This window comes from Pseudomonas sp. SCB32, from assembly GCF_009189165.1.
Lineage (GTDB): Bacteria > Pseudomonadota > Gammaproteobacteria > Pseudomonadales > Pseudomonadaceae > Pseudomonas.
The window spans coordinates 785,146-808,790 of the sequence record NZ_CP045118.1 but is presented as its reverse complement, the minus strand read 5'-3'; the positions used below and the strand labels follow the sequence as shown (position 1 = coordinate 808,790).

The 23,645-nt window shown below is 65.0% G+C and carries 23 protein-coding genes; 12 read left to right on the top strand and 11 right to left on the bottom strand.

The genetic code is table 11. From position 1 onward, the window contains the following. Positions 1-69: 69 nt before the first annotated feature. The gene (locus GA645_RS03920; protein ID WP_152220124.1) at positions 70-1,197 is read right to left on the bottom strand and encodes an IS481 family transposase; all 1,128 of its coding nucleotides are present in this window, start codon (positions 1,195-1,197) and stop codon (positions 70-72) included. Positions 1,198-1,876: 679 nt separating this feature from the next. Here GA645_RS03920 and GA645_RS03915 point away from each other — a divergent pair. Next, positions 1,877-2,080, top strand: coding sequence for a DUF2788 domain-containing protein (locus tag GA645_RS03915; protein ID WP_015475469.1), 204 nt, complete (start codon positions 1,877-1,879; stop codon positions 2,078-2,080). A gap of 27 nt (positions 2,081-2,107) precedes the next feature. Here GA645_RS03915 and GA645_RS03910 read toward each other — a convergent pair whose 3' ends face one another. After that, positions 2,108-2,674 (bottom strand): pseudouridine synthase, encoded by a 567-nt coding sequence (locus GA645_RS03910; protein ID WP_152227882.1) that lies wholly within the window; start codon positions 2,672-2,674, stop codon positions 2,108-2,110. Positions 2,675-2,830: 156 nt separating this feature from the next. Here GA645_RS03910 and GA645_RS03905 point away from each other — a divergent pair, with 156 nt between their 5' ends. Then, complete coding sequence (locus tag GA645_RS03905; RefSeq protein WP_152220122.1) at positions 2,831-3,877, top strand: MBL fold metallo-hydrolase; 1,047 nt, start codon at positions 2,831-2,833, stop codon at positions 3,875-3,877. A 157-nt stretch (positions 3,878-4,034) separates the two neighbouring features. Here GA645_RS03905 and GA645_RS03900 read toward each other — a convergent pair whose 3' ends face one another. The 3 genes from GA645_RS03900 to amn all read right to left on the bottom strand — a co-directional run bounded on the left by GA645_RS03900 (position 4,035) and on the right by amn (position 7,111). Next, on the bottom strand, positions 4,035-4,598 hold the full coding sequence (locus GA645_RS03900) for a hypothetical protein (RefSeq protein ID WP_152220120.1): 564 nt from the start codon (positions 4,596-4,598) through the stop codon (positions 4,035-4,037). A 116-nt stretch (positions 4,599-4,714) separates the two neighbouring features. After that, positions 4,715-5,491 (bottom strand): deoxyribose-phosphate aldolase, encoded by a 777-nt coding sequence (deoC, locus tag GA645_RS03895; RefSeq protein WP_152220118.1) that lies wholly within the window; start codon positions 5,489-5,491, stop codon positions 4,715-4,717. Positions 5,492-5,626: 135 nt separating this feature from the next. Then, a complete protein-coding gene (gene amn, locus GA645_RS03890) occupies positions 5,627-7,111 on the bottom strand; it encodes an AMP nucleosidase (RefSeq protein WP_372239776.1) in 1,485 nt (494 codons plus the stop codon). Between the two features lie 513 nt (positions 7,112-7,624). Here amn and GA645_RS03885 point away from each other — a divergent pair. Beyond that, positions 7,625-8,134, top strand: a complete 510-nt coding sequence (locus GA645_RS03885; protein WP_152220114.1) for a Bro-N domain-containing protein — start codon at positions 7,625-7,627, stop codon at positions 8,132-8,134. 168 nt (positions 8,135-8,302) lie between these two features. On the opposite strand, the gene GA645_RS03880 is transcribed toward GA645_RS03885, so the two are convergent. The 4 genes from GA645_RS03880 to GA645_RS03865 all read right to left on the bottom strand — a co-directional run bounded on the left by GA645_RS03880 (position 8,303) and on the right by GA645_RS03865 (position 11,273). Further along, positions 8,303-8,587: a type II toxin-antitoxin system RelE/ParE family toxin gene (locus GA645_RS03880; RefSeq protein WP_152220112.1), complete on the bottom strand. Its 285-nt coding sequence runs from the start codon at positions 8,585-8,587 to the stop codon at positions 8,303-8,305. Next, the gene (locus GA645_RS03875) at positions 8,580-8,858 is read right to left on the bottom strand and encodes a type II toxin-antitoxin system Phd/YefM family antitoxin (protein WP_152220110.1); all 279 of its coding nucleotides are present in this window, start codon (positions 8,856-8,858) and stop codon (positions 8,580-8,582) included. The genes GA645_RS03880 and GA645_RS03875 overlap by 8 nt, the downstream gene beginning before the upstream one ends. A 100-nt stretch (positions 8,859-8,958) precedes the next feature. After that, positions 8,959-10,608 (bottom strand): acyl-CoA dehydrogenase family protein, encoded by a 1,650-nt coding sequence (locus GA645_RS03870; protein WP_152220108.1) that lies wholly within the window; start codon positions 10,606-10,608, stop codon positions 8,959-8,961. Next, on the bottom strand, positions 10,605-11,273 hold the full coding sequence (locus GA645_RS03865) for a TetR/AcrR family transcriptional regulator (protein ID WP_152220106.1): 669 nt from the start codon (positions 11,271-11,273) through the stop codon (positions 10,605-10,607). Before GA645_RS03865 ends, GA645_RS03870 begins: the two co-directional genes overlap by 4 nt. 383 nt (positions 11,274-11,656) lie before the next feature. On the opposite strand from GA645_RS03865, the gene GA645_RS03860 reads away from it, so the two are divergent. Then, positions 11,657-12,676, top strand: coding sequence for a branched-chain amino acid aminotransferase (locus GA645_RS03860; protein ID WP_152220104.1), 1,020 nt, complete (start codon positions 11,657-11,659; stop codon positions 12,674-12,676). A gap of 151 nt (positions 12,677-12,827) precedes the next feature. Here GA645_RS03860 and GA645_RS03855 read toward each other — a convergent pair whose 3' ends face one another. Next, complete coding sequence (locus tag GA645_RS03855) at positions 12,828-15,218, bottom strand: hybrid sensor histidine kinase/response regulator (RefSeq protein ID WP_152220102.1); 2,391 nt, start codon at positions 15,216-15,218, stop codon at positions 12,828-12,830. 208 nt (positions 15,219-15,426) lie between these two features. On the opposite strand from GA645_RS03855, the gene GA645_RS03850 reads away from it, so the two are divergent. From GA645_RS03850 to GA645_RS03835, 4 genes are all read left to right on the top strand, one after another. Beyond that, a complete protein-coding gene (locus GA645_RS03850; protein ID WP_152220100.1) occupies positions 15,427-16,224 on the top strand; it encodes a hydroxymethylpyrimidine/phosphomethylpyrimidine kinase in 798 nt (265 codons plus the stop codon). Between the two features lie 28 nt (positions 16,225-16,252). Beyond that, the gene (gene thiE / locus GA645_RS03845; protein ID WP_152220098.1) at positions 16,253-16,882 is read left to right on the top strand and encodes a thiamine phosphate synthase; all 630 of its coding nucleotides are present in this window, start codon (positions 16,253-16,255) and stop codon (positions 16,880-16,882) included. A gap of 45 nt (positions 16,883-16,927) precedes the next feature. Further along, positions 16,928-18,214: a glutamate-1-semialdehyde 2,1-aminomutase gene (hemL, locus tag GA645_RS03840; protein ID WP_152220096.1), complete on the top strand. Its 1,287-nt coding sequence runs from the start codon at positions 16,928-16,930 to the stop codon at positions 18,212-18,214. Positions 18,215-18,429: 215 nt separating this feature from the next. Then, entirely contained in the window at positions 18,430-18,975 is a 546-nt protein-coding gene (locus GA645_RS03835; RefSeq protein WP_152220094.1) for a tetratricopeptide repeat protein, read from the top strand. Positions 18,976-19,096: 121 nt separating this feature from the next. Here GA645_RS03835 and GA645_RS03830 read toward each other — a convergent pair whose 3' ends face one another. Next, positions 19,097-19,429, bottom strand: a complete 333-nt coding sequence (locus GA645_RS03830) for a DUF1820 family protein (RefSeq protein WP_024763971.1) — start codon at positions 19,427-19,429, stop codon at positions 19,097-19,099. A 138-nt stretch (positions 19,430-19,567) separates the two neighbouring features. Here GA645_RS03830 and miaB point away from each other — a divergent pair, with 138 nt between their 5' ends. The 4 genes from miaB to GA645_RS03810 all read left to right on the top strand — a co-directional run bounded on the left by miaB (position 19,568) and on the right by GA645_RS03810 (position 23,326). After that, the gene (gene miaB, locus GA645_RS03825) at positions 19,568-20,905 is read left to right on the top strand and encodes a tRNA (N6-isopentenyl adenosine(37)-C2)-methylthiotransferase MiaB (RefSeq protein WP_152220092.1); all 1,338 of its coding nucleotides are present in this window, start codon (positions 19,568-19,570) and stop codon (positions 20,903-20,905) included. A 105-nt stretch (positions 20,906-21,010) separates the two neighbouring features. Next, entirely contained in the window at positions 21,011-22,012 is a 1,002-nt protein-coding gene (locus tag GA645_RS03820) for a PhoH family protein (RefSeq protein WP_152220090.1), read from the top strand. Then, entirely contained in the window at positions 22,005-22,466 is a 462-nt protein-coding gene (ybeY, locus tag GA645_RS03815; protein ID WP_152220088.1) for an rRNA maturation RNase YbeY, read from the top strand. Before GA645_RS03820 ends, ybeY begins: the two co-directional genes overlap by 8 nt. Positions 22,467-22,486: 20 nt before the next feature. Next, the gene (locus GA645_RS03810) at positions 22,487-23,326 is read left to right on the top strand and encodes an HlyC/CorC family transporter (RefSeq protein WP_152220085.1); all 840 of its coding nucleotides are present in this window, start codon (positions 22,487-22,489) and stop codon (positions 23,324-23,326) included. Positions 23,327-23,645: the final 319 nt, after the last annotated feature.

Below are 23,645 nucleotides of genomic sequence, written 5' to 3'. Positions count from 1 at the left end.
GTCACTTTTCCAAACGCCTGTACGGACTGGAGACATGGTGGACACATGTGCGGGGACATGGTTGACACATTATGGCCCGTAATCGGGGCTGTTCAGGTCGATGGTTCGTAGTAGCTGATAGCAGAAATACACATCGAACAGAAGTTCACTGTCCTGGCGTGGACGTATCGCGATGTGCTGCCCAGCGAGTCCCTTGGCGATGCGGAAGTAGCGTTTTCGGAAGCGAAAGCGGCTGTGGTAGACCTTAGCCAGCACATCGTCCAGTCCGTACTCGAACTCCACGGGCTGCTCCGGGTACGGCCAGGGACTGGCTCGATAACGTTCCATTGGAACCCGGTACCCCAGCGTTTCATGAGGTCGCTGGTGGTTATAGATCTCTCGCCAGCGATCAAAGGCTACTTGAGCCTCGGCGAGATCATGGAAATGCCGGCCCTTCAGAACTTCCAGTTTGAGTGCTCGATGGAAACGCTCATTCTTGCCGTTAGTTTGGGGATGATAAGGGCGGCTGAAGCTCAGCCGGATGCCCAAACTGACGAGCCAAACGCCTAGCGCTGAAAGCTCGCCGGGATTACGCGGTGAGCCCCAGGGCGATCCGTTGTCAGTGTTGATCCGGGCCGGTAGCCCATAGCGCCGAAATACCTCGGTCAGCCGCTCCTGAACGGTTTCCCGTCGTTCATTGGCGCACGCCTGGATCGCCAGGTTGAAACGGGAATGATCGTCGATCAGCGTCAGTGGATGGCACTGTCCCTTCTGGGTGGGGAAATACCCCTTGAAGTCCATCTGCCAAAGATCGTTGGGGGCTTCGTGTTCGAAGCGCTGCCACGGTTTTTTCGCTTCAATTTCCGGCGGCACAATCAGCCCGTTGCGATGCAGGATGTTCGTCACGGTGCTGGGGGCGATACGACGCGTCAAGGCATGGCTGATCTTGCGTCCACCCCAGGCTGGATGCGCCAAGCGAAGGGCAAGTACTTCCTTCTCCAACGCTTCCGGGGTTTGGCGCGGGCTGCCGCACGGACGCCGAGATTGCTCCTGCAATCCTGGAGGGCCTTGCTCCTCATAGCGCCTCAGCCACTTGTAGGCCGTCTGCGGACTGATGTTGAAACGTCGGCACAGCTCCCTTCGATTGCTATCGGGATGCAAGGCCAGGGCAATGAATTCCTCTTTCAGGCTCATAGCGTCTCTCGTGTCCCAGGGCATGATGGTTTCCCGGCAAGGCTGGCTCGCCAGAAAGTGTCAACCATGTCCCCGTACACCTGTCAGCTATGTCTCCGGTCCGTACACCAAACGCCGAAGAAGTAACCAAGAAGGCTTGCCCCTACATCCGGGTCCCGCTTCGCGGGACTCCCCTCGCTCCATCGGAGTTTCAGGGGCCCGCCGCGGCATCCATGCCGCTCAGCCCCTGAAACTCCGATTCCACTCGGCCTCCTGAAAGGGGCGGTCCGGTGTGCGCGGATATTTCGCTGGAAGTCCTGCAGAGCAAAGCCAGAGCATGATGTGCTCCCGTAGGAGCGGACGTTGTCCGCGAAATCCATCCCGGATGAATCGACTGCTGCAGGGAAATGCCACTACCTTGCGCCCGCATAGGGCCGGACTCCGTCCCCTATTTGGTACCACGGGGGTTGCCGGCAGGGCCGCCACCTGCGACACAGCAGCGCACCACTCCATCCGCAAGACGCATCTATTACCGGAAATTTCCCCGCCAACCGCCCCGCAGCGCGAACTTCACCGGCCATTCGCCCCCGCCACGGCAGCAACTGATCAATTTCTGCACACGACTGATCAGTAATCAGCCAGATGCGTATAATGCGCGCCTTCTCCACCACCACCCTCAGCCCCGGCGTCCCTCGGACTACCTCCGCACCGGGCAGGAGCAGCAATGAACGAAAGTTTCGAAGACTGGATGATGTATGGCCTGGTCACCGGCCTGATCCTGTTCATGGCCTTCATCGTCTGGGATCTGGCGAAGAAGTCCAAAGCCGGCCGCATGGGCACCATGGTGCTGTTCTTCGCCCTGGGCCTGGGTGTACTCGGCTTCCTGATCAAGTCCGTCGTCGTCGCGGGGCTCGAAGGCGGCTTCTGACGCCCTCTCCCGCGCCCGCCCCGGCCATCAGAGGTCGGGGCTGACGTCCCGCCACTGTCCCGGCTGCAAACCGTCCAGGCTCCACGGCCCGATTCGCACGCGCACCAGGCGCAGGGTCGGCAGGCCGACGGCCGCCGTCATCCGCCGCACCTGGCGGTTGCGCCCCTCGCGGATCACCAGTTCCAGCCAGGCGGTCGGCACCGACTTGCGGAAACGCACCGGCGGATTGCGCTCCCACAGCTGCGGCTCTTCCAGACGTCGCGCCTCGGCCGGCAAGGTCGGGCCGTCATTGAGCTGCACGCCCTTGCGCAGCTGTTCGAGCTGCTCGTCGCTCGGCTCTCCCTCCACCTGCACCCAATAGGTCTTCGGCAGCTTGTGCTTGGGATCGGCGATGCGCGCCTGCAGGCGGCCGTCGTTGGTCAGCAGCAACAGGCCTTCGCTGTCACGATCCAGCCGTCCGGCGGGATAGACGCCCGACACCTCGACGAAATCCTTCAGGGTCGCCCGGCCCTCGCTATCGTTGAATTGAGTCAGCACGTCGAACGGCTTGTTCAGCAGGATCAGCCGTGGCTGTGCTGGCGGCGCCTTGGCCACGCGGCGCGGCGCAGGACGGGGAGAGGGACGACGGGATGCGGGACGAGGCGGACGGGACATGGCGAAAAGACTGGTAACCGGAGATGGGGTGAAGCGAATGCCCGGCATGCTAGGTTGTGCCGAGCCCTCCCTGCAAGAGCATGCAAGAGCACACCCATGAGCCACCCCATCTGGCTGATCACCCTGCGCAACCTCAGCGGCCGCCTCGGCGCCCGCTACCGTGGCGCGCAAACCGCGAACTTCGACGGTCAACGCTTCCATAATATCGACCGCCAACCGCACAACGGCATGCGCGCCTTCCTCAAGTGGCAGCGTGAACGCGGCCGGCAAACGCCCTGGGTCGACCAGCCGGGCCCATCAACGCGCCCGCAGATAGCCGCCCAAGTCTTCGGCGAGGAGCTGCGCGTCACCTACATCAACCACGCCACCCTGCTGATCCAGCATCGCGGGCTGAACATCCTCACCGACCCGTTGTGGTGCCAACGCACCAGCCCGTTCAGCTTCATCGGTCCGCGCCGCCATCACCCGCCAGGGCTGGCGTTGGACGAGCTGCCGCCGATCAACCTGATCCTGGTCAGCCACAACCATTACGACCACCTGGACATCGGCAGCCTGCGCGAACTGGCACGGCGCTTCCCGGAAGCCAAGGCGGTGACCGGCCTGGGCAACGGCGAACTGATCCGCGCCTGCGGCTTCACCGATATCGCGGAGCTGGACTGGTGGCAAAGCCTGCCGATGCCCGAGGGCATGCTGCTCACCGGCGTACCGGCGCAACATTGGTCGGCCCGCTCGCGGCGCGACACCAACCGCACCCTGTGGCTGGGCTTCGTGCTGGAGTCACCGGACGGCTCGGTGCTGTTCCCTGGCGATACCGGCCTGGGTGAGGAGTTCAAGCTGATGCACCAGCGCTTCGGCCCGATGCGCTTCGCCGCCCTCCCGATTGGCGCCTACGAACCGCGCTGGTTCATGCGCCACCACCACATGAACCCGGACGACGCCGTACAGGCGCACCAGCAGCTCGACTCGCAGTGCAGCATGGCGATCCATTTCGGCACTTTCCGCCTGAGCGACGAAGGGCAGTTCACGCCGGTCAGCGACCTGGCGGCAGCGCTACAGCAACGTGGCGTGGCACCGGAGCGCTTCCGAGCGCCGAAGCCGGGAGAACAGTGGCTCGTTCCGCCGATGCCGGACAGTTCCCTGTAGGAGCGCGCCATGCGCGCGATCGCGGGCATGGCCCGCTCCTACTAGGGAAAGCCAGCGCTGACCCACTAGCGTAGGGGCGGACTCTGTCCGCGATCGGTTTCGGGCCGCTCCGCAACTTCACCCGGCAAACCCGTTCCGATATGAAACGGAGCGGCAATCAGTTCTCCCGCACCCGCTTGCTGCAGCAGCCGCGATAGCGCTTGCCGCTGTTGCACGGGCACGGCTTGTCGCCCCGACCACCGAGCTCCAGCCAGCTCTCCAGGCGCTGGCGCATGCCCTCGCGGACTTCCCGCTGCTCATCGTCGAGCGGGTTGCGCGCCAGCTCGCGGCACAGCCAGAGGTAGTCCTCCAGCAGCTCGTCGCGCTCCAGGGCGTGGAACTGCTCGGGCAGCGGCACGCCTTCGTAACGCCGCTTCGGATCGGGCAGGAAAGCGATTGCACCGCCGCCCGGCAGCACATTCCACAGCCGCCCCTGAGGGTCGCGCCAGCAGGCGCTGAAGCGCGCGCGCAGGGCCAGGCCCGGCCACTCTTCCAGGCACCAGCCGTCGACCCGCTCGCCGCCAAGGCCTTCTACCGCTTTGCCCACCGAGAACCAGGGCTCGCCGGCGAGACTCTCCGGCAACGGCAGCGGCGCGGCGACTTCCGGGGTTCCAGCCTCCACCAGTCGGCGGGCGAAACGGCGCAAGGGATTGGTGAGGTGCGAAGGGGCGCGGAACGACATGGGATCACCAGCGGAAAAGGTCGGCGAAGGTCCGACCGGAGGGACGCGCCGCGGTTCCCCGCAGCGCGCGGGGCGAACATTCCAGGTTCGCCCCGGTCGTCGTCAACGGATGGCAATCAATAGTTGCGGGTGGAGACAGGCTCCGCTTCGCCGCCCAACTCGCGCAGCAGATCGTCGAGCAGCGCAGAAGCACCGAAGCGCACATGTTCCGGCTTGATCCAGCCAGCGCCAAAGCGCTCCTCCGCCAGCTTCATATAGACCTGTGCATCGGCCAGCGTGCGCAGGCCACCGGAGACTTTCAGGCCGACTTTGCCACCTTCCTCCGCGATGGTTTCCAGCATCACCCGCACGGCTTCGGGCGTGGCGTTCACCGTCGCCTTGCCGGTGCTGGTCTTGAGGAAATCGGCACCGCCCGCGATTGCCTCGCGGCAGGCGGTCCGGATCAACTCGGGGTCGGCCAGTTCGCCGGTTTCGAGGATGACCTTGAGCCGGTGATAGGGGCCGCACAGCGTCTTGCAGGCGCGGATCAGTTCCACCGCGCCGGACGGGCCACCCGCCTTGAGCCGGCGCCACGGGTAGACCAGATCGATTTCGTCGGCGCCTTCGGCCAGTGTCTTGCGCACCTCATCCACTACGTCGGCCAGCGGTGCGCTGCCGGCGGGGAAGTTGCACACACTGGCGACCTTCACGTCGCGTCCACCCAGGGTATTCAGGGTGCGCCGGGCGACATGCACCAGCTTCGGCCATACGCACACCGCCGCCGCCTCTCCATAGGGCGTCAAGGCCCGACGGCAGAGGTCGACGGTAGTCTGCAGGTCATCGCCATCGTTCAGCGAGGTCAGGTCCAGCAGAGCGAGCACGCGGCCCGCCGGAGTCATGCGAGGATCGGTCATCGGCAGCACTCTCCATCGGCTTTCGGTTCATCCCCGCCTGAGCGGGGAGCACATCACCAGCACCGCGCTGAAAGCCATCAAGGCCCGTAGGGCGACCACCATCGCCCTGGCGGTCGCCCCGCGCCTTGTCGTGGATCAGCGGAATGGCGGCTCGTCGAAGCTGCGCAGCTTGCGCGAGTGCAGCGAGTTGAGCTGGGTGCGCAGCAAGTCGACGGCGGCGATGCCGATCGACAGGTGCTGGGTCACCGCACGCTGGTAGAACGCCGTGGCCGCGCCGGGCAGCTTGATCTCGCTGTGCAGCGGCTTGTCCGAGACGCACAGCAACGTGCCGTAGGGCACCCGCAAGCGGTAACCCTGGGCGGCGATGGTGCCGCTCTCCATGTCCACCGCAATGGCCCGCGCCAGGTTGATCAGCGGGCGTTCCTGGGCCCAGTGCAGCTCCCAGTTGCGGTCGTCGTAGGTCAGCACGGTGCCGGTACGCAGGCGACGTTTGAGCTGCTCGCCGCGTTCGCCAGTCACCAGAGCTGCGGCCTCCTGCAGCGCCACCTGTACCTCCGCCAGCGCCGGGATCGGAATGTGCGGCGGCAGCACGCGGTCGAGGATGCCATCGCGACGCATGTAGGCGTGGGCCAGCACGTAGTCGCCGATGGTCTGCGACTGCCGCAGGCCGCCACAGTGGCCGACCATCAGCCAGCAATGCGGACGCAGCACGGCCAGGTGGTCGGTGATGTTCTTCGCGTTGGACGGGCCGACGCCGATGTTCACCAGGGTCACGCCGTCGCCGTCCTCGGCGATCAGGTGGTAGGCCGGCATCTGGAAACGGTGCCACTCGACGCTGGCAACGATGGCATTGGCCTCGCCCTCGTCCATGCCGCGCTCGATGATCACGTTGCCCGGCAGGACCATGCGCACGAAGCGCGGGTCATCGCGCAGGCGCTCAATGCCCAGGTGGATGAACTGGTCGACGTAGCGGTGGTAGTTGGTCAGCAGGATCCACGGCTGCACATGGCGCCAGTCGCTGCCGGTGTAGTGCACCAGGCGGCGCAGGGAGAAGTCGGTGCGCGCGGCATGGAACAGCGACAGCGGCATCGGGTCGGCGTTTTCCCATTCATAGAGGCCGTCGGCGATGCCATCGGAGGTGGCGGACAGGTCGGTACTGGGGAAGACTCGCGCCAGTTCGGCAGCGGTCACGCCCGAGCCGCCCAGCTCGTCGCCCTGCTCCACCACGTAGGGGTAGGGAATGTTCTGGTCGCTGACACCGACCTCCACCCGCACGGTGAAGTCATCCATCAGCGGGCGCAGCTGCTCCAGCAGGTATTTGCGGAAGGCCTTGGGCTGGGTGATGGTCACCGCGTAGGTGCCCGGCACCTGGACCTTGGCGTAGGCGCGGGTGGTGGACGGCACCTCGCCCTGGCACAGGTAGACCACCCGTAATTCCGGGTAGCGGAACAGGCTGCGCTGCTCGGCGTCAGGCACCGTGCGCTCCTTCAGGTAGCGCTTGAGCGCCTGGTTCAGGGCGCCGGTGGCTCGCTCGTGGAGCACGGCCAGTTGATCGACGGCCTCTTCGGCGGTCTGGGCGACGAAGCATTCGTCGCCAGTCGAAAGCGTCATGGTGGGCATCCTGTCTGAACGATCAAACCCATCTTGCCTGCTTCCGTCACAGAAAGGGATGACAGATTCCATACCGGCAGGATGAGCGGAAAGGTTGAACAAACCTTATGACAGAATCCGCGCCTGCACGTGCGGATGACAGCGCCAGTGAACCGCTGCCTGTTCCGTTTTCGTATATCGCGTGACGGGTCGTCCCAACCTGCCGACGGTGCCTTGTTTGCCCAGGTGCCATCAGTAGATTGACCAGCGCTGCGGTCAATCCCGCAGCCGGGTTTGACGGCCCGAGCCCATCTGGTGCGATTGCGTTTTTGGACGTACGCGAAAGCGACGAACGCTTTTGCAGGTTGCTTGTGCCCGCGATAAACGATCGCGACGCTCAATGGCAAATCGCGCAGGGAGACCTTCTGAACATCGAGGTCTGCCGGTATCAGTGGGCCGGTCCGTCAACCCCGCGCGGTTTGCCTCCCTTCGATTGACGGCGATGGGGTGCAGCTGCTCCCAATCATTTTTGGAGTACTGCTGATGGACAATGAAGTTCATATACCCACTGTTTTCACGCGTCACCAACGTTCCCTCCGCGCCTTGATGCTGGAAGACCAGCCCTGGTTTGCCGCCCGCGACCTGGGAGGCCTGATGGGCTGCCCGGCGGAACACTTCATCCAACACCGTCTCGATGCCGACCTTCGGCGACAGGTGCGGCTGCAAACCCACAGCGGCGAGGAAGACACCTGGCTGGTCAGCGAAGCCGGTTTCTTTGCCCTCCTCACCCGCTACCGCCACCCGGAAAACCGCAGCCTGCGCCAGTGGATCACCGACGAAGTCATCCCCGCCCTGCGCGGCCCCACCCTCCCCGCCCAACACCCGCGCCGCTCCCTGCTGCGTTGGGAAAGCCGCGACATCGCCCTGCTGGAATGGAATGACCAGCTCTGGGTCCGCTACAGCGACGTGCCGCAGCTCCTGCAACCCAAACCTGACACGCGCTCACTCACCGGCTGGTGGCGCTCCTTGCGCTGGCGTCTGACGCTCCCGTAGGGCGCATAACCTGGAACAGGTTATCCGCCGGAGCCTCCACGGCGGATAACGCTGACGCGCTATTCGCCCTACGGAGCTGGTTTCAAGTCCGGCAGAAAATCATCCCCATGTGCACAGGGAAAGTTCGCCACAATCACAGCGTGGATAGCACGCGAGCGGTAAAGGTGCTCAACGCTTCTTCGCAGCGTCATACACCGCGGAGCGCTCGCGCTTGCCGATAGCCAGGACAAGCACCACCACCCGATCATCCTCGACCCGATAAACAAGCCGATAGCCCGCCGAACTGAGCTTGATCTTGTAACAGTCCTTCATGCCATGCAGCTTGTCGGCCTGCACACGGGGATGAACCAGTCGCTCAGCCAGCTTGCGAGTGAACTGACGGCGAATGTCCTGATCGAGCTTCTTCCACTCGCGCTGAGCTGAAGTCTCGAACTCCAGGCGGAACTCAGGCATCCGCATCCTCGAATACGATGTCGTCGCCTTCGATTCTCGCCTTAATGGCGGGTACGCCAGCCTCGATGCGCTCGCGAGCGAGCTTGGCCAACTCCAGATCTTCGATGTAGTCGAGCATGGCCTCGTAGCGCTCGGCTGGGACCATGTAGCCCATCACCCGGTTATGGTTGAGCACGGCCACGGCCTCCCCGTCCGCGCCACTGAGTACGGCGGACGGGTTCTTCTTCAGCTCCGAGACGCTGACGGCAACATTGGCGAGAATATTTTGCATAAAATCAGTCTCCAAACAGGTCTTTATTCTGGTCAATTTGGAGAGCTGACGCAACTGATACGGCTGTAGGAGCCACCCCCGCCTGTGCGGGGATTTTTCCTCACGCCAGATGCGGTGTCGAGCGCGTCACCAGCGCCTCCACATCCACCCCGCGCGGTAGGGTGCCGTAGACGCGGCCACCGTCAGCCAGCCGGCTGGCGATAAAGGCGTCGGAAACCGTCGCGTTACCCGCTTCCAGCAACAGCTTGGCCTGCAGCGCGACCGCCACGTTTTCAGTGAGCTGACGGGCGCGGTACTGGATGTCGTGGGTGTCGGCGAAGGACGCCTTGAGATTGCCGATAAAGGAAGCCAGTCGAGCATCGCCGTGGCCGTCGCCCAGTTCGGCAAACAGCGCGTCGAGCACGCCGGGCTCCTTGGACAGTGCGCGCAGCACGTCCAGGCACTGCACGTTGCCCGAGCCTTCCCAGGTGGAGTTGACCGGTGCTTCGCGGTACAAGCGCGGGAGTATGGTGTCCTCGACGTAGCCGGCGCCGCCCAGGCATTCAGCGGCCTCGTTGATCATCGCGGGGGCGCGCTTGCAGATCCAGTACTTGCCCACGGCGGTGACCAGGCGGGCGAACTTGTCTTCCTGCTCGTCGTGCAGGCGGTCCAGGGCGCGGCCCATGCGCATCGTCAGGGCCAGTGCGGCTTCGCTTTCCAGGGCGAGGTCGGCCAGCACGTTCTGCATCAGCGGCTGCTCGGCCAGCACGCGGCCGCCGACCTGACGGTAGGCGCAGTGGTGCGCAGCCTGGGTCAGTGCCTGACGCATCAGCGAGCTGGAGCCGATCATGCAGTCGAAGCGGGTCATGGCGACCATTTCGATGATGGTCGGAACCCCTCGCCCCTCCTCGCCGATCATCCAGGCAAGCGCGCCGCGGTATTCCACTTCGCTGGAGGCGTTGGACCAGTTGCCCAGCTTGTTCTTCAGGCGCTGGATGTAGAACTCGTTGCGACTGCCGTCCGGACGGTGGCGCGGCAGCAGGAAGCAGGTCAGGCCCTTGTCGGTGTAAGCCAGGGTGAGGAAGGCGTCGCACATGGGCGCAGAGCAGAACCACTTGTGGCCAACCAGTTCATAAGCCTGGCCGGGCCCGGGGATGCCCACCGGGTAGGCGCGGGTGGTGTTGGCGCGCACGTCGGTGCCGCCCTGCTTCTCGGTCATGGCCATGCCGATGGTGGCGCCGGTCTTCTGCTCGATGGGCAGGTTGCGCGGGTCGTACTGGGTGGAGAGGATTTTCGGCAGCCACTTCTCGGCGATGTCCGGCTGCAGGCGCAGGGCGGGCACACTGGCGAAGGTCATGGTCAGTGGGCAGCCGGTGCCGGCTTCGGCCTGGCTGTGCAGGTAGCTCAGGCCGGCACGGGCCACCTGGGCGCCGGCGCGAGGGTCGGTCCAGGGCATGGACGGGATGCCGGCTTCGATCGAGGCGCGCATCAGCTCATGGTAGGCCGGGTGGAACTCCACCAGGTCAATGCGGTGGCCGTAGCGGTCGTGGGACTTGAATACCGGCTTGTTCTCGTTGGCCAGGAAGCCCGCCGCCATCAGCGGACCGCCGGCCAGCGCGCCATAGGCGTCGAGCTTCTGCTCAGCCCAGCCGCCCTCGTGGCGGCGCACCCACTCCTGCAGTGGCAGGTCGATGCGATAGAGGTTGGCACCGTCCAACGGCGGCACCTGGTTGGTCACTTCGTGGGTCTCGGCGTACTGGTGCAGGCTCATGGCTGATCCTCCTTGGCAAGCATTGGCATGGCGGAAAGAGACGCACCGACGGCGCGCAGGCAGAAATGGACGAGGGCATCGCTGACATCCGCCAGCGACGCACCAGGCTGGCCGGCATCCCGCGCGGCGCGCGCCGGCGGCGAGAGCGGCCCGACCAGGGCTTCGGCGATGGCGCCAACCAGGCAGGCGGCGACCAGATGGACGGGCTGGACCGGGAATTCACCACGGGCGATGCCCTGCTCCAGCAGTTGCACGAACAGCGCCGCGTAGGCTTCGCGGTAAACCAGGCGCTGCTCGTCGACTTCAGGGTCGACCGGTTCGGCGATCAGGGCGAAGGCCAGTTGGCGACTGCCCCAGGCGCGCGCGGCAAACTGGCGCAGGCCGCGCGTCAGGCGCTCGGTGGCGCTGCCGGGCGCATGCAGCACCTCGGCAAGGGCATCGACTTCGTGCTGGCTGGCACGGGCGAAGACTTCGGCGGCCAGTTCGCCCTTGCCACGAAAGTGCCGGTACAGGCTGCCGGTGGCGATTCCGGCGTCGTCGGCCAGGTTCTGCATGGTCAGCGCGGCGAAACCACCGTCGGCCACGCGGGCCAGCGCCAGGGAAAGTATCCGCTCGCGTTCCTCGACGTCTCGGCGCAGGCGCGCTTCGGTGACACGGTAGGCCATGCTCTGAATCCAGATTCAGGACTTTCAAGCAGTGAACCATGCTTCATTGCCTGGCCAAAGGGGCAAAAGCGCCAGCGGCAGGGGCTATCAGGGCAAGACTGTGCAACGTCCATTCGGGGGTGTCGCTCGGTTCCCGATGCGACTGATGGCAGGGATATTCGCCTGCGAGTGCCCACAGCCGCGATTATCGCCGGTATCATGGCAAGTCCTGGTGGAGTCCTGGTGGTGACCATCAAGCGGAGAACGCCGTTCCCGCCGCGCAGCCGAATCCTGGTCGATTCAGGCCGCGCCCGCCGCCAGGGTCCCGAAATCATCTGTCCGGATGCTCGCCTGCCGTTCCAGGCAAACGAAAGCCGCCGGTAATCCCATTGAATGAGGCAACCATGGAACAAAAAGACATCGATTGGGGCTCGCTCGGATTCGATTACATCAAGACCGACTTCCGCTACATCTCCCACTGGCGCGATGGTCTGTGGGACGACGGCAAGCTGACCGAGGACAACACCCTGCACATCAGCGAGGGGTCCACGGCGCTGCACTACGGCCAGCAGTGCTTCGAAGGCCTGAAGGCCTACCGCTGCAAGGACGGCTCGATCAACCTGTTCCGCCCGAACCAGAACGCCATGCGCATGGCGCGCAGCTGCGCCCGCGTGCTGATGCCGCAGGTGTCCGAAGAGCAGTTCATCGACGCCTGCAAGCAGGTCGTCCGCGCCAACGAGCGCTTCATTCCCCCGTACGGCTCCGGCGGCGCCCTGTACCTGCGTCCGTTCGTGATCGGCGTTGGCGACAACATCGGCGTGCGCCCGGCTCCGGAGTTCATCTTCTCGGTGTTCTGCATCCCGGTTGGCGCCTACTTCAAAGGCGGCATGAAGCCCCATGACTTCATGATCTCCACCTACGACCGCGCCGCGCCCCAGGGCACCGGCGCCGCCAAGGTCGGTGGCAACTACGCCGCCAGCCTGCTGCCAGGCTCCCAGGCCAAGAAAGCCGGCTTCGCCGACTGCATCTACCTCGACCCGGCCACCCACAGCCGCATCGAGGAAGTGGGTTCGGCCAACTTCTTCGCCATCACCCACGACAACGAGTTCATCACTCCGCGTTCCGCCTCCGTGCTGCCGGGCATCACCCGTCTGTCGCTGATGGAGCTGGCCGCCCAGCGCCTGGGCCTGAAGGTGATCGAGGGCGACGTCGAGATCAACGATCTGGCGCGCTTCAAGGAAGCCGGCGCCTGCGGTACCGCCGCGGTGATCACTCCGATCGGCGGCATCCAGTACCAGGACAAGCTGCACGTGTTCTACAGCCGCGATGAAGTCGGCCCGGTGACCCGTCGCCTCTATGAAGAGCTGACCGGCATCCAGACTGGCGACGTCGAAGGCCCGGAAGGCTGGGTCGTCAAGGTCTGAGCCTGACTGCTCGTTAACGAAGAACGCCGCGATGCCTGATGGTATCACGGCGTTTTTCTTTGGGCCGGATAACGGACTTGATCCTCTAGGAGCGCGCCATGCGCGCGATCGCGGGCATGGCCCGCCCCTACAGGGGACGCCTCCCTTTTCGTTAGGCCGGACTCGGCAGCGCCGGCTGGCACAGCAGCCAGTCGTGCAGCAACGTCTGCAATTCCTCGAATTTGACCGGCTTGGGCAGGTAGTCGCTCATCCCGGCGGCCAGGCAGCGCTCGCGGTCGCCGCTGTGGCTGTGGGCGGTGATTGCCAGCACCGGCAGGTCGCCACAGCGCGGCAGGGTGCGCAAGGCTCGGCAGGTGGCGAAGCCGTCCATCACCGGCATCTGGCAGTCGAGCAGCACCGCATCAACGTCTTCGCGGCGCAGCAGGTCGATGGCCTCGGCACCGTTGTCAGCGGTACGCACGCGATAGCCGAGCTTTAACAGCATGCCGCGGATCACCAGCTGGTTGATGGCGTTGTCCTCCACCACCAGCACGGTGCACTGGTCCGGGCTGCGCAGCGCCTGGCCACCCGCACGGCGCGGCGGCGGCGCGATGCTCTGCACCGGCTGGCCGACCTGCAGGGTCAGGCTGAAGCAGCTGCCCTGCCCGGGTGCGGATTCGTGCGACAGCTCACCGCCCAGCAGCGAGACCAGCTTGCGGCACAGCGCAAGGCCGATGCCGAGCCCACCGTATTCGCGGGTCAGCGAGCCGTCGAGCTGATAGAAGCGCTGGTAGAGCGCGCCGTCCGACGGCGTGGCGAAACCTATTCCGCTGTCCTGGATTTCCAGGCGCAGCGCCAACCCTTCGGTGCTGGGCGCACCGCTGACGCGCAGGCTGACACCGCCGTGGTGGGTGAACTTGATGGCGTTATCGATCAAGTAGCCCAGCGCCTGGGCCAGCTTGCCGGCATCGCCTTCGAGGGTGTCGGGCAGGCTCTCATCCAGTTGCAGGACGAAGCGCAGGCCACGCTCTTCGGCACGCGGCGCGTACTGGGCGCGCAGGCCGTCGCACAGGCCGCGCAGGCTGAACGGTTCGCGACGCGGATAGAGCTTGCCGGCCTGCAGTTCGAGCAGCGCGAGGATGTCGTTGACCATGCGCATCATGTCCCGCGCCGAGCCGTTCGCGGTCTTGTGGTACTGGGCCAGTTCGACGTCCATCGGCACCGTCTGCATCAGCTCCAGCGAACCGATCACCCCGCTCATCGGCGTGCGCAGCTCGTGGGTGACAGTGGCGAGGAACTCGTCCTTCAGGCGGTTGCTGCTGGCCAGTTCGAGGTTCAGCTGTTCCAGCTTGCGGCTGGTTTCCTGGAGGATGCGGGTGCGCTCTTCCTTCATGGCGTTGATGCGGTCAGCCAGGGCCAGGGACAGCAGGCCCACCTCCAGCGCCGAACCGATCTGGCTGGCGTACATGGTAAGGAAGACGTTGGGCAGCAGGCCCAGCACCATCAGTGTGTTGACCACGCCACCGAGCAGGAAGGCGGTCCAGGCGAAGATGAAGTAGCGCGCCACGCGCATGCCGCGTAGCCAGGCGAGGATGCCGGCGCTGAAGATCACCACAGTGAAGGCCAGCGCCAGGTAGGTGGCCAGGCGCAGGGCGATGGCGTAGCTGACGGTCAGCGCCAGCACCATTACAAGCGCGCCGACGCCCATCAGCACGCGCAGGATGCGGTCGATCCACAGGCTGTGCTCGCGGGTATGCAGGAAGCTGCGGGCGAACTGGCAGCCGAACAGGCCGGCCGAACCGATCAGGAAGGGTGTGGAGGCGTTGGCCCACCAGGGGTTGTTGGGCCAGAAGTACTCGATGCCGGCACCGTTGACCGAGATCTGGTAGAAGCCGAACGAGGCGATATAGAGGATGTAATAGAGGTAGCTGGTATCGCGGACGCTGAGGAAGATGAACAGGTTGTAGATCATCATCACCAGCAGCACGCCGTAGATGATGCCCAGCACGTAGATACGCCCCGGCTGTTCTTCCAGATAGGCCTTGGGTGACCAGAGCGTCAGCGGCGCCTGGATCGAACCCTGGCTCTCCAGGCGCAGGTACACCCGCAACGGCTCGCCGGGCTCCAGCTTGAGATCGAACAGGTAGTTGTTCTGGCGGATCGGCCGACTGGAGAACGGCAGGGTATCGCCGGTGCGCTGGGCCAGCCGGTAGCCGCCCTTGCCGTCGGGCAGGTAGAGGTCGAGCTTGTCCAGCGGCGGGTAGGCCAGTTCCAGCAGCCAGCTGGCCGGATCATGGGAAGCCTTGGGCTGGTAGTCGAGGTCCAGGCGCAGCCAGAAAACCGATCGCGAGTAGCCGGCGTTGAGCACATCGCGCTCGTGCCGACGGAAGCTGGCGGCCAGCGCCGGAGAGCTGATCTCCGAGATATCAGCGGTGCCGCGCACGTCTTCGAAGACATCCATTGCCCGGCCCAGCGGCAATTGCCCGACATGCTCGTCGAAGCTGATAGCGCTCGCCAGCGGCGAGAGGATGAGAAGGATCAGGAAGATCAGCCAATGCCGCATGGTGCCCCGCAGTGCCGCCGACTGCCGCACCTGGGAGCCCCATCTCCCGCTTTGGCGCGCCGTGGAGGCGTTGTGTTGGAATCGGCGAACTCTAGCACAGGCCTTGTGCCACGTGGCATTCGACCATACAGCCAGGCTTCGGCCGGGCGATGCGGATCGGACCGTTCGGTCAGCTCAAGGCCACATTTTGGTGATAAGCTCCCGCGTCATGAAAACGCCAACCTCCCGTCCCGTAGTGCTCTGCCTGTCCGGCCACGACCCCAGTGGCGGTGCCGGCCTGCAGGCCGATATCGAAGCCCTGATTGCACAAGGCTGCCACGCGGCGCCGACCGTCACCGCACTGACCGTTCAGGATACCGTCAACGTTTCCGACTTCCGCGTGCTCGACCGCGAGTGGGTGCTGGCCCAGGCCAACGCCGTGATCGCCGACATGCCGGTGGCCGCGGTCAAGCTGGGCATGCTCGGCTCGGTGCAGATGGTCGACACCGTAGTCGAGATCATGCAGTCCCTGCCGGGCGTACCGCTGGTCTGCGACCCGGTGCTGCGCGCCGGCGGCGGTGGTTCGCTGGGCAAGGACGACGTCGGCTACGCCATGCGCGAGCGGCTGCTGCCGATCGCCGCCATTGCCACGCCGAACCTGCCCGAGGCACGCATCCTCGCCGAACTGCCCGAAGGCACGGCGGATGAGTGCGCGGAAAAGCTTCTGCCGTTCATTCAGCACCTGCTGATCACCGGCGGCCATGGCGACGAATCGGAAGTGCACAACCGCCTGTACACCCGCGACGGCCAGCGCCACACCTTTACCTGCCAGCGCTTGCCGGGCAGCTACCACGGCTCGGGCTGCACCCTGGCAAGCACCCTCGCCGGCCGCCTGGCCCTGGGCGAGGAACTGGTGAGCGCGGTGCGCAGCGCCCTCGACTACACCTGGCGCACCCTGCGCGATGCGGAAGCGCCTGGCCACGGCCAGTACGTACCGCGCCGCCTGCCGCTGGACTACTGCAACTGATTCAACCGTTCCAATGATCGAGGCACCGATGAAACTGCGCGGACTCTACGCCATCACCGACAGCCAGCTGCTCGACGGCGGCCGCCTGCTGCCCTACGTCGAGGCCGCCCTGAAGGGCGGCGCGCGCCTGCTGCAGTACCGCGACAAGTCCACCGACGCCTCGCACCGCCTGCGCGAAGCCGAAGCGCTGCGCGAACTCTGCGCGCGTTACGGCGCCACGCTGCTGATCAATGATGACGCCGAACTGGCCGCGCGCCTGGGCGTCAGCGTGCACCTGGGGCAGACCGACGGCTCGCTGGCCGCCGCCCGCGCCCTGCTCGGCCGCGACGCCGTGATCGGCGGCACCTGCCACGCCAGCCTCGAACTGGCCGAACAGGCCATCACCGAAGGCGCCAGTTACGTCGCCTTCGGCCGCTTCTTCAATTCCCAGACCAAGCCGGGCGCCCCGGCCGCCAGCGTCGAACTGCTGGAGCAGGCCAAGACCCGTTTCAACGTGCCGCTGGTGGCCATCGGCGGCGTGACCCTGGACAACGCGCCGGAGCTGATCGCCCACGGCGCCGACATGATTGCCGTGATCCACGCGCTGTTCGCCGCCGACTCCTCGGCCGAGGTCGAGCAGCGCGCCCGCGCCTTCAGCCAACTCTTCGAAACCCGCTGAGCGCCACGCGCGCGCTCGGCACCCGACAGCTTCGCGAGGTACACCATGTCCCGTTCCGAAACGCTTTTCGCCAATGCCCAGAAACACATCCCCGGTGGCGTGAACTCGCCGGTGCGCGCGTTCAAGAGCGTCGGCGGCACCCCGCTATTCTTCAAGCACGCGGAAGGCGCCTACGTGGTGGACGAGGATGACAAGCGCTACGTCGACTACGTCGGTTCCTGGGGCCCGATGATCCTCGGCCACAGCCACCCGGACGTGCTCGACGCGGTACGCAAGCAGCTCGACCACGGCCTGTCCTACGGCGCACCGACTGCGCTGGAAGTGGAAATGGCCGACCTGGTCTGCTCCCTGGTTCCGTCCATGGACATGGTCCGCATGGTCAGCTCCGGCACCGAAGCCACCATGAGCGCCATTCGCCTGGCCCGTGGCTATACCGGCCGCGACAGCATCATCAAGTTCGAAGGCTGCTACCACGGCCACTCCGACAGCCTGCTGGTAAAAGCCGGCTCCGGCGCCCTGACCTTCGGCGTGCCGAACTCCCCGGGCGTGCCGGCGGCCTTCGCCAAGCACACCCTGACCCTGCCGTTCAACGACATCGCCGCGGTAGAGAAGACCCTGAGCGAAGTCGGCAAGGAAGTGGCGTGCATCATCGTCGAACCGGTCGCCGGCAACATGAACTGCGTACCGCCGGCGCCGGGCTTCCTCGAAGGCCTGCGCAGCCTGTGCGACCAGCACGGCGTGGTACTGATCTTCGACGAAGTGATGACCGGCTTCCGCGTCGCCCTGGGCGGCGCCCAGGCGCACTACGGCATCACCCCGGACCTGTCGACCTTCGGCAAGATCATCGGCGGCGGCATGCCGGTGGGCGCCTTCGGCGGCAAGCGCGAGATCATGGAGCAGATTTCCCCGCTCGGCCCGGTCTACCAGGCCGGCACCCTGTCGGGTAACCCGCTGGCCATGGCCGCCGGCCTGACCACCCTGCGCCTGATCAGCCGTTCGGGCTTCCACGACGAACTGACCACCTACACCACCCGCATGCTGCAAGGCCTGCAGGAGCGCGCCGACGCCGCTGGCATCCCCTTCGTGACCACCCAGGCGGGTGCCGCGATGTTCGGCCTGTACTTCACCGGCGCCGACGACATCGTCACCTTCGATGACGTGATGACCAGCGACGCGGAGCGTTTCAAGCGCTTCTTCCACCTGATGCTGAATGCCGGCGTATACCTGGCACCGAGCGCCTTCGAGGCCGGTTTCACCTCCATCGCCCACGGCGAAACCGAGCTGAAGCTGACCCTGGACGCTGCCGAGCGCGCTTTCGCCGCACTCAAGTAAGTCCCTTGCGAAGGCGCCCGCTGGGGCGCCTTCCGCTCCCCCCGCCGTTATCTCCGCGTTACACTCCTCCCCGCCTTCCATGCCGCTTCGGCAGAAAAAACAGAAAAGAAGGTAAAGACTTTGTAAGGAGGCGCCGCCTTATTTCATAATGTGAAAGCCGGCGCAATTCGCTGGCCGGGTTTTTCCCGCCCCGATTCTGGAGGCCGTTTCTCCCCATGTACCGCTCCGGTCGTACCCTGCTACTGGGTTGCCTGTTGCTCGCCTTCCCCCTGCTGACCCAGGCGGGCGGTAACTCGCTGCTGATTCCGGCGACCGGCCGCTGCGTCCTCAATACCGTCCCTGAACAGTTGCAGCAGGCACTGGCCAGCTGCCAGCAAGCTGCCAACGGCGGTGATGCGCAAGCGCAATACGAGTTGGGCGAGTTCTACTACACCGGCGACCTCGCTCCGCGCGACTTCCAGGCCGCATTGCACTGGTTCGAGAAAGCCTCGCTGCAAGGCCACGCCAATGCCCAGCTGCGCCTGGGCACCATGTTCTTCCGTGGCGAAGGGGTGAAGGCCAACAACGTGCAGGCCTACATCGTGCTGAAGATGGCTGCGGTGAACGGCGCCGAAGACGCGATGGACAGCGCCGACCTGGTAGCCGAGCAGATGAACAAGGACGAACTGGACATCGCCACCAAGGTGCTCGGGCAGATCTTCCGCAACTACCTGATCGAACTGCAGACCGCCGGCAACTCGCCGTTCTCGCCGCTGCCCTGAAACACGCCAAGGCCCCCAAACGCTGTAGGAGCGAGCTTGCTCGCGAACAGGGTTCCGGGCGACATCGGTGCTGGGCGGTTCGCGAGCAAGCTCGCTCCTACGAAAAGCGAAAAGCTGAGCGTCAGCTGTCCTTGCCCGGCATCGGCATGGGGAACGGCATCACGTTGCCGGTGATCTTGGCGTCGCTGATCTTCGCGGTGCCCAGGCGCTCTACTTCATCGATGCGGATGATCGAATGCAGCGGCACGAAGCTGCGGATGACGCCGTCGAACTGCGCCTTGAGCTTCTCCTCGCTGGGGTCCACCACCACCTGGGTGCGCTCGCCGAAGACGAACTCCTCGATCTCCAGGAAGCCCCACAGATCGCTTTGATAGATCTGCTTGGCGTACATCTCGTACACCTGGCCCTGGTTGAGGAAGACCACCTTGTAGATCGGGTTCTCGCGCTTGCTCATGAACGAAGGATGACAGCTTTGCAAAATGGGCACGCAGCATAGCACAGTCGCGCCCTCCCCGCTCAGCCAGCGGTGGCAGACACCCGCGCCGAGGCATATAATACGCGGTCATTTTTTAACCAGCTCAAGAACGATTCCATGGCCAAGAAGCTATTCATCCAGACCCACGGTTGCCAGATGAACGAGTACGACAGCTCGCGCATGGCCGATCTGCTGGGTGAACACCAGGCCCTGGAAATCACCGAGAAGGCAGAAGAAGCCGACGTCATCCTGCTCAATACCTGCTCGATCCGCGAGAAGGCCCAGGAAAAGGTGTTCTCCGAGCTGGGCGCCTGGCGCACACTCAAGCAGCAGAACCCGAACCTGGTGATCGGCGTCGGCGGTTGCGTGGCCAGCCAGGAAGGCGCGGCGATCCGCGAGCGCGCACCGTACGTCGACGTGGTCTTCGGTCCGCAGACCCTGCACCGCCTGCCGGAGATGATCGATGCCGCCCGCACCACCCGCAAACCGCAGGTGGATGTGTCCTTCCCGGAAATCGAGAAGTTCGACCGCCTGCCCGAGCCGCAGGTCAATGGCCCCACCGCCTTCGTCTCGGTGATGGAAGGCTGCAGCAAGTACTGCACCTTCTGCGTGGTGCCCTACACCCGCGGCGAGGAAGTCAGCCGCCCGTTCGACGACGTGCTGGCCGAGGTGATCCACCTGGCCGAGAACGGCGTGAAGGAAGTCACCCTGCTGGGGCAGAACGTCAATGGCTACCGTGGCCAGACCCACGACGGCCGCATCGCCGACTTCGCCGAGCTGATCCGCGTGGTCGCCGAGGTCGATGGCATCGAGCGCATCCGCTACACCACCTCGCACCCGCTGGAATTCTCCGACGCGCTGATCGCCGCCCACGCCGAAGTGCCGCAGCTCGTGAAGTTCGTCCACCTGCCGGTGCAGGCTGGTTCCGACCGCATTCTCGCGGCGATGAAACGCAACCACACCGCGCTGGAATACAAGTCGCGCATCCGCAAGCTGAAGGCGGCGGTGCCGGACATCTGCATCAGTTCGGACTTCATCATCGGCTTCCCCGGCGAGACCGAGCAGGACTTCGAGCAGACCATGAAGCTGGTGGAGGACGTTGGCTTCGACTTCTCCTTCTCCTTCATCTACAGCCCGCGCCCGGGCACCCCGGCCGCCGACCTGGCCGACGACACGCCGGACGAAGTGAAGAAGCAGCGCCTGCTGATCCTCAACAGCCGCCTCAACCAGCAAGGCTTCGAGATCAGCCGACGGATGGTCGGAACCATCCAGCGCATCCTCGTCACCGACTACGCCAAGCGCGACCCCGGCCAGCTGCAAGGCCGTACCGAGAACAACCGCGTGGTGAATTTCCGCAGCGACAACCCGCGCCTGATCGGCCAGTTCGTCGACGTGGAAATCTACGAGGCGCTGCCCAATTCCCTGCGCGCCACCCTCGTGGAAGCACATCACTGATCATCAACCGTTGAATATCTCGATGGCGTCCGAACTTTCGTACTCGGTCGCCTGGAGTTATTCTTCGACCATTCCCCTTCGCAACACGGCGACTTAGACAACACCTTGAACGCCCCTCTGGATATCCATCGTTTCATGCTCGAACCCTTCGAGGCCCGCAGCTTCGCCAACCTGTGCGGGCAGTTCGACGAGCATCTGCATCAGATCGAGAAGCGCCTCGACATCGAGATCCGCAACCGTGGCAACCAGTTCGAACTGGTCGGCGAGCCGGACCGCACCCAAGCGGCCGAGCACCTTCTGCAGCGCCTCTACCGCGAGGCCCAGAACGGCACCGAACTGACCCCGAACATGGTCCACCTGTTCCTGCAGGAATCCGGTCTGGAAGAGCTGGCCAATGCGCCCGAAGCGCCCCTGGTGACGCTCAAGACGCGCAAGGCGCACATCCGCCCGCGCGGCGCCAACCAGCAGCGCTACGTGAAGGCCATCCTCGATCACGACATCAACTTCGGCATCGGTCCGGCCGGTACCGGCAAGACCTACCTCGCAGTGGCCTGCGCCGTGGATGCCCTGGAGCGCGAGCAGATCCGCCGCATCCTGCTGGTGCGCCCGGCGGTCGAGGCCGGCGAGAAGCTCGGCTTCCTGCCCGGCGACCTGTCGCAGAAGATCGACCCGTACCTGCGCCCGCTCTATGACGCGCTGTACGAGATGCTCGGCTTCGAGACCGTGGCCAAGCTGATCGAGCGCCAGGTGATCGAAGTCGCGCCACTGGCCTACATGCGCGGCCGTACGCTGAACAACAGTTTCATCATCCTCGACGAAAGCCAGAACACGACGATGGAACAGATGAAGATGTTCCTCACCCGTATCGGCTTCGGCTCCACCGCGGTGATCACCGGCGACGTCACCCAGGTCGACCTGCCGCGCGGCACCCGCTCGGGCCTCAAGCACGTGATGGAAGTCCTGCGCGACGTGCCGGGCATCAGCTTCACCCACTTCAAGTCCAAGGACGTGGTGCGCCACCCGCTGGTGCAGCGCATCGTCGATGCCTACGACGCCTACGAGAATCGCCTGACCGGCATCGAAGGCCAAGGCGGCAAGCATGCTTGAACTGGACCTGCAGGTCGCTTCCGAAGCGCCCGGCCTGCCGAGCGAAGCCGACTTCCGCCGCTGGTGCGAACTGGCCCTGCGCCAGCGCCAGAACGATTCCGAACTGACCATCCGCCTGGTGGATGAAGGCGAAGGCCGCGAACTGAACCGCACCTGGCGACACAAGGACTACGCCACCAACGTACTATCCTTCCCCGCCGACGTTCCCGACGAGCTGCTGGACATCCCGCTGCTCGGCGACTTGGTGATCTGCGCCCCCGTGGTGCAGCGCGAGGCCGCCGAACAGGGCAAGTCCGCCGAGGCCCACTGGGCCCACCTCGTCATCCATGGTTGCCTGCACCTGCTCGGCTACGATCACATCGAAGATGCCGAGGCCGAGGAAATGGAAGGCCTGGAGCGGGAGTTGCTGGCCGAACTGGGTCATCCGGACCCGTACGCGGCCGACGAAGAATAAACGCCACCGAGCAAGGAAAGATGAGCGAAGACCGATCGAGCAATGGGCACAAGTCGTGGTTGGACAAGATCACCCAGGCTTTTGCCCATGAGCCGAGAAACCGCCAGGAGCTGCTTGAGCTCCTGCGCGAAGCCCACGACAACAAGCTGCTCGACAGCGAGGCGTTGTCCATCGTCGAAGGCGCGATCCAGGTGGCGGACCTCCAGGTCCGCGACATCATGATCCCGCGCTCGCAGATGATCTCCATCAAGTCGACGCACAAGCCCGCCGACTTCCTTCCCGCCATCATCGAGGCGGCGCACTCGCGCTACCCGGTGATCGGCGAGAGCCTGGACGACATCATGGGCGTCCTGCTGGCCAAGGACCTGCTGCCGCTGATTCTCCATGACCAGAACCACACCTTCAACATCAAGGACCTGCTGCGCCCGGCCACCTTCGTGCCCGAGTCCAAGCGCCTGAATGTGCTGCTGCGCGAGTTCCGCGCCAACCGCAACCACATGGCCATCGTCATCGACGAGTACGGCGGCGTGGCGGGACTGGTGACCATCGAGGACGTGCTGGAGCAGATCGTCGGCGACATCGAGGACGAGCACGACGTCGAGGAAGACAGCTACATCAAGCCACTACCCAGCGGCGACTTCATCGTCAAGGCGCTGACCCCGGTGGAAGCCTTCAACGACTTCTTCGGCGCGGAGTTCTCCGACGATGAATTCGACACCGTTGGCGGCGTGGTGATGAGCGCCTTCGGCCACCTGCCCAAGCGCAACGAGACCACTGAACTGGGCGGCTTCCGCTTCCGCGTGCTCAACGCGGACAGCCGCCGGCTGCACCTGCTGCGCCTGACCCCGCTGCAGGACTGAGCGACACGGTAGGGCGTACAACCGTTCGCGGCTGTACGCCGATACACCTCGCCCCATCGCCAGCGCCACGACCAAGTTCGAAGTGCAGGGAAACCAAGGCCAAACGGCGTATAACATCGAGCGTTATGCGCCCTACGCGCCGAGGCCGAGCCTCCGAAATACCTGCAGGAGCGGGCCATGCCCGCGATCGCGGACAAAGTCCGCTCCTACAGGGACGCGCGATCTTCCCCGGCCAATCCCTACAGACACCCCCTCCTCCCGCAACATCCCGCCGCAGTCAGCTCATGGCTTTTGGCTGCCCCCCCCCATAGCCTACCGT

Coding starts and splice junctions, on each gene's coding strand:
- thiE (WP_152220098.1), top strand. CDS start 16,253: ATGAAACTGCGCGGACTCTACGCCATCACCGACAGCCAGCTGCTCGAC.
- GA645_RS03885 (WP_152220114.1), top strand. CDS start 7,625: ATGGACAATGAAGTTCATATACCCACTGTTTTCACGCGTCACCAACGT.
- GA645_RS03905 (WP_152220122.1), top strand. CDS start 2,831: ATGAGCCACCCCATCTGGCTGATCACCCTGCGCAACCTCAGCGGCCGC.
- GA645_RS03915 (WP_015475469.1), top strand. CDS start 1,877: ATGAACGAAAGTTTCGAAGACTGGATGATGTATGGCCTGGTCACCGGC.
- GA645_RS03865 (WP_152220106.1), bottom strand. CDS start 11,273: ATGGCCTACCGTGTCACCGAAGCGCGCCTGCGCCGAGACGTCGAGGAA.
- GA645_RS03880 (WP_152220112.1), bottom strand. CDS start 8,587: ATGCCTGAGTTCCGCCTGGAGTTCGAGACTTCAGCTCAGCGCGAGTGG.
- GA645_RS03860 (WP_152220104.1), top strand. CDS start 11,657: ATGGAACAAAAAGACATCGATTGGGGCTCGCTCGGATTCGATTACATC.
- GA645_RS03920 (WP_152220124.1), bottom strand. CDS start 1,197: ATGCCCTGGGACACGAGAGACGCTATGAGCCTGAAAGAGGAATTCATT.
- miaB (WP_152220092.1), top strand. CDS start 19,568: ATGGCCAAGAAGCTATTCATCCAGACCCACGGTTGCCAGATGAACGAG.
- GA645_RS03875 (WP_152220110.1), bottom strand. CDS start 8,858: ATGCAAAATATTCTCGCCAATGTTGCCGTCAGCGTCTCGGAGCTGAAG.
- GA645_RS03830 (WP_024763971.1), bottom strand. CDS start 19,429: ATGAGCAAGCGCGAGAACCCGATCTACAAGGTGGTCTTCCTCAACCAG.
- GA645_RS03850 (WP_152220100.1), top strand. CDS start 15,427: ATGAAAACGCCAACCTCCCGTCCCGTAGTGCTCTGCCTGTCCGGCCAC.
- GA645_RS03810 (WP_152220085.1), top strand. CDS start 22,487: ATGAGCGAAGACCGATCGAGCAATGGGCACAAGTCGTGGTTGGACAAG.
- hemL (WP_152220096.1), top strand. CDS start 16,928: ATGTCCCGTTCCGAAACGCTTTTCGCCAATGCCCAGAAACACATCCCC.
- GA645_RS03855 (WP_152220102.1), bottom strand. CDS start 15,218: ATGCGGCATTGGCTGATCTTCCTGATCCTTCTCATCCTCTCGCCGCTG.
- GA645_RS03900 (WP_152220120.1), bottom strand. CDS start 4,598: ATGTCGTTCCGCGCCCCTTCGCACCTCACCAATCCCTTGCGCCGTTTC.
- ybeY (WP_152220088.1), top strand. CDS start 22,005: ATGCTTGAACTGGACCTGCAGGTCGCTTCCGAAGCGCCCGGCCTGCCG.
- amn (WP_372239776.1), bottom strand. CDS start 7,111: ATGCCCACCATGACGCTTTCGACTGGCGACGAATGCTTCGTCGCCCAG.
- GA645_RS03835 (WP_152220094.1), top strand. CDS start 18,430: ATGTACCGCTCCGGTCGTACCCTGCTACTGGGTTGCCTGTTGCTCGCC.
- deoC (WP_152220118.1), bottom strand. CDS start 5,491: ATGACCGATCCTCGCATGACTCCGGCGGGCCGCGTGCTCGCTCTGCTG.
- GA645_RS03870 (WP_152220108.1), bottom strand. CDS start 10,608: ATGAGCCTGCACCAGTACGCCGAGACCCACGAAGTGACCAACCAGGTG.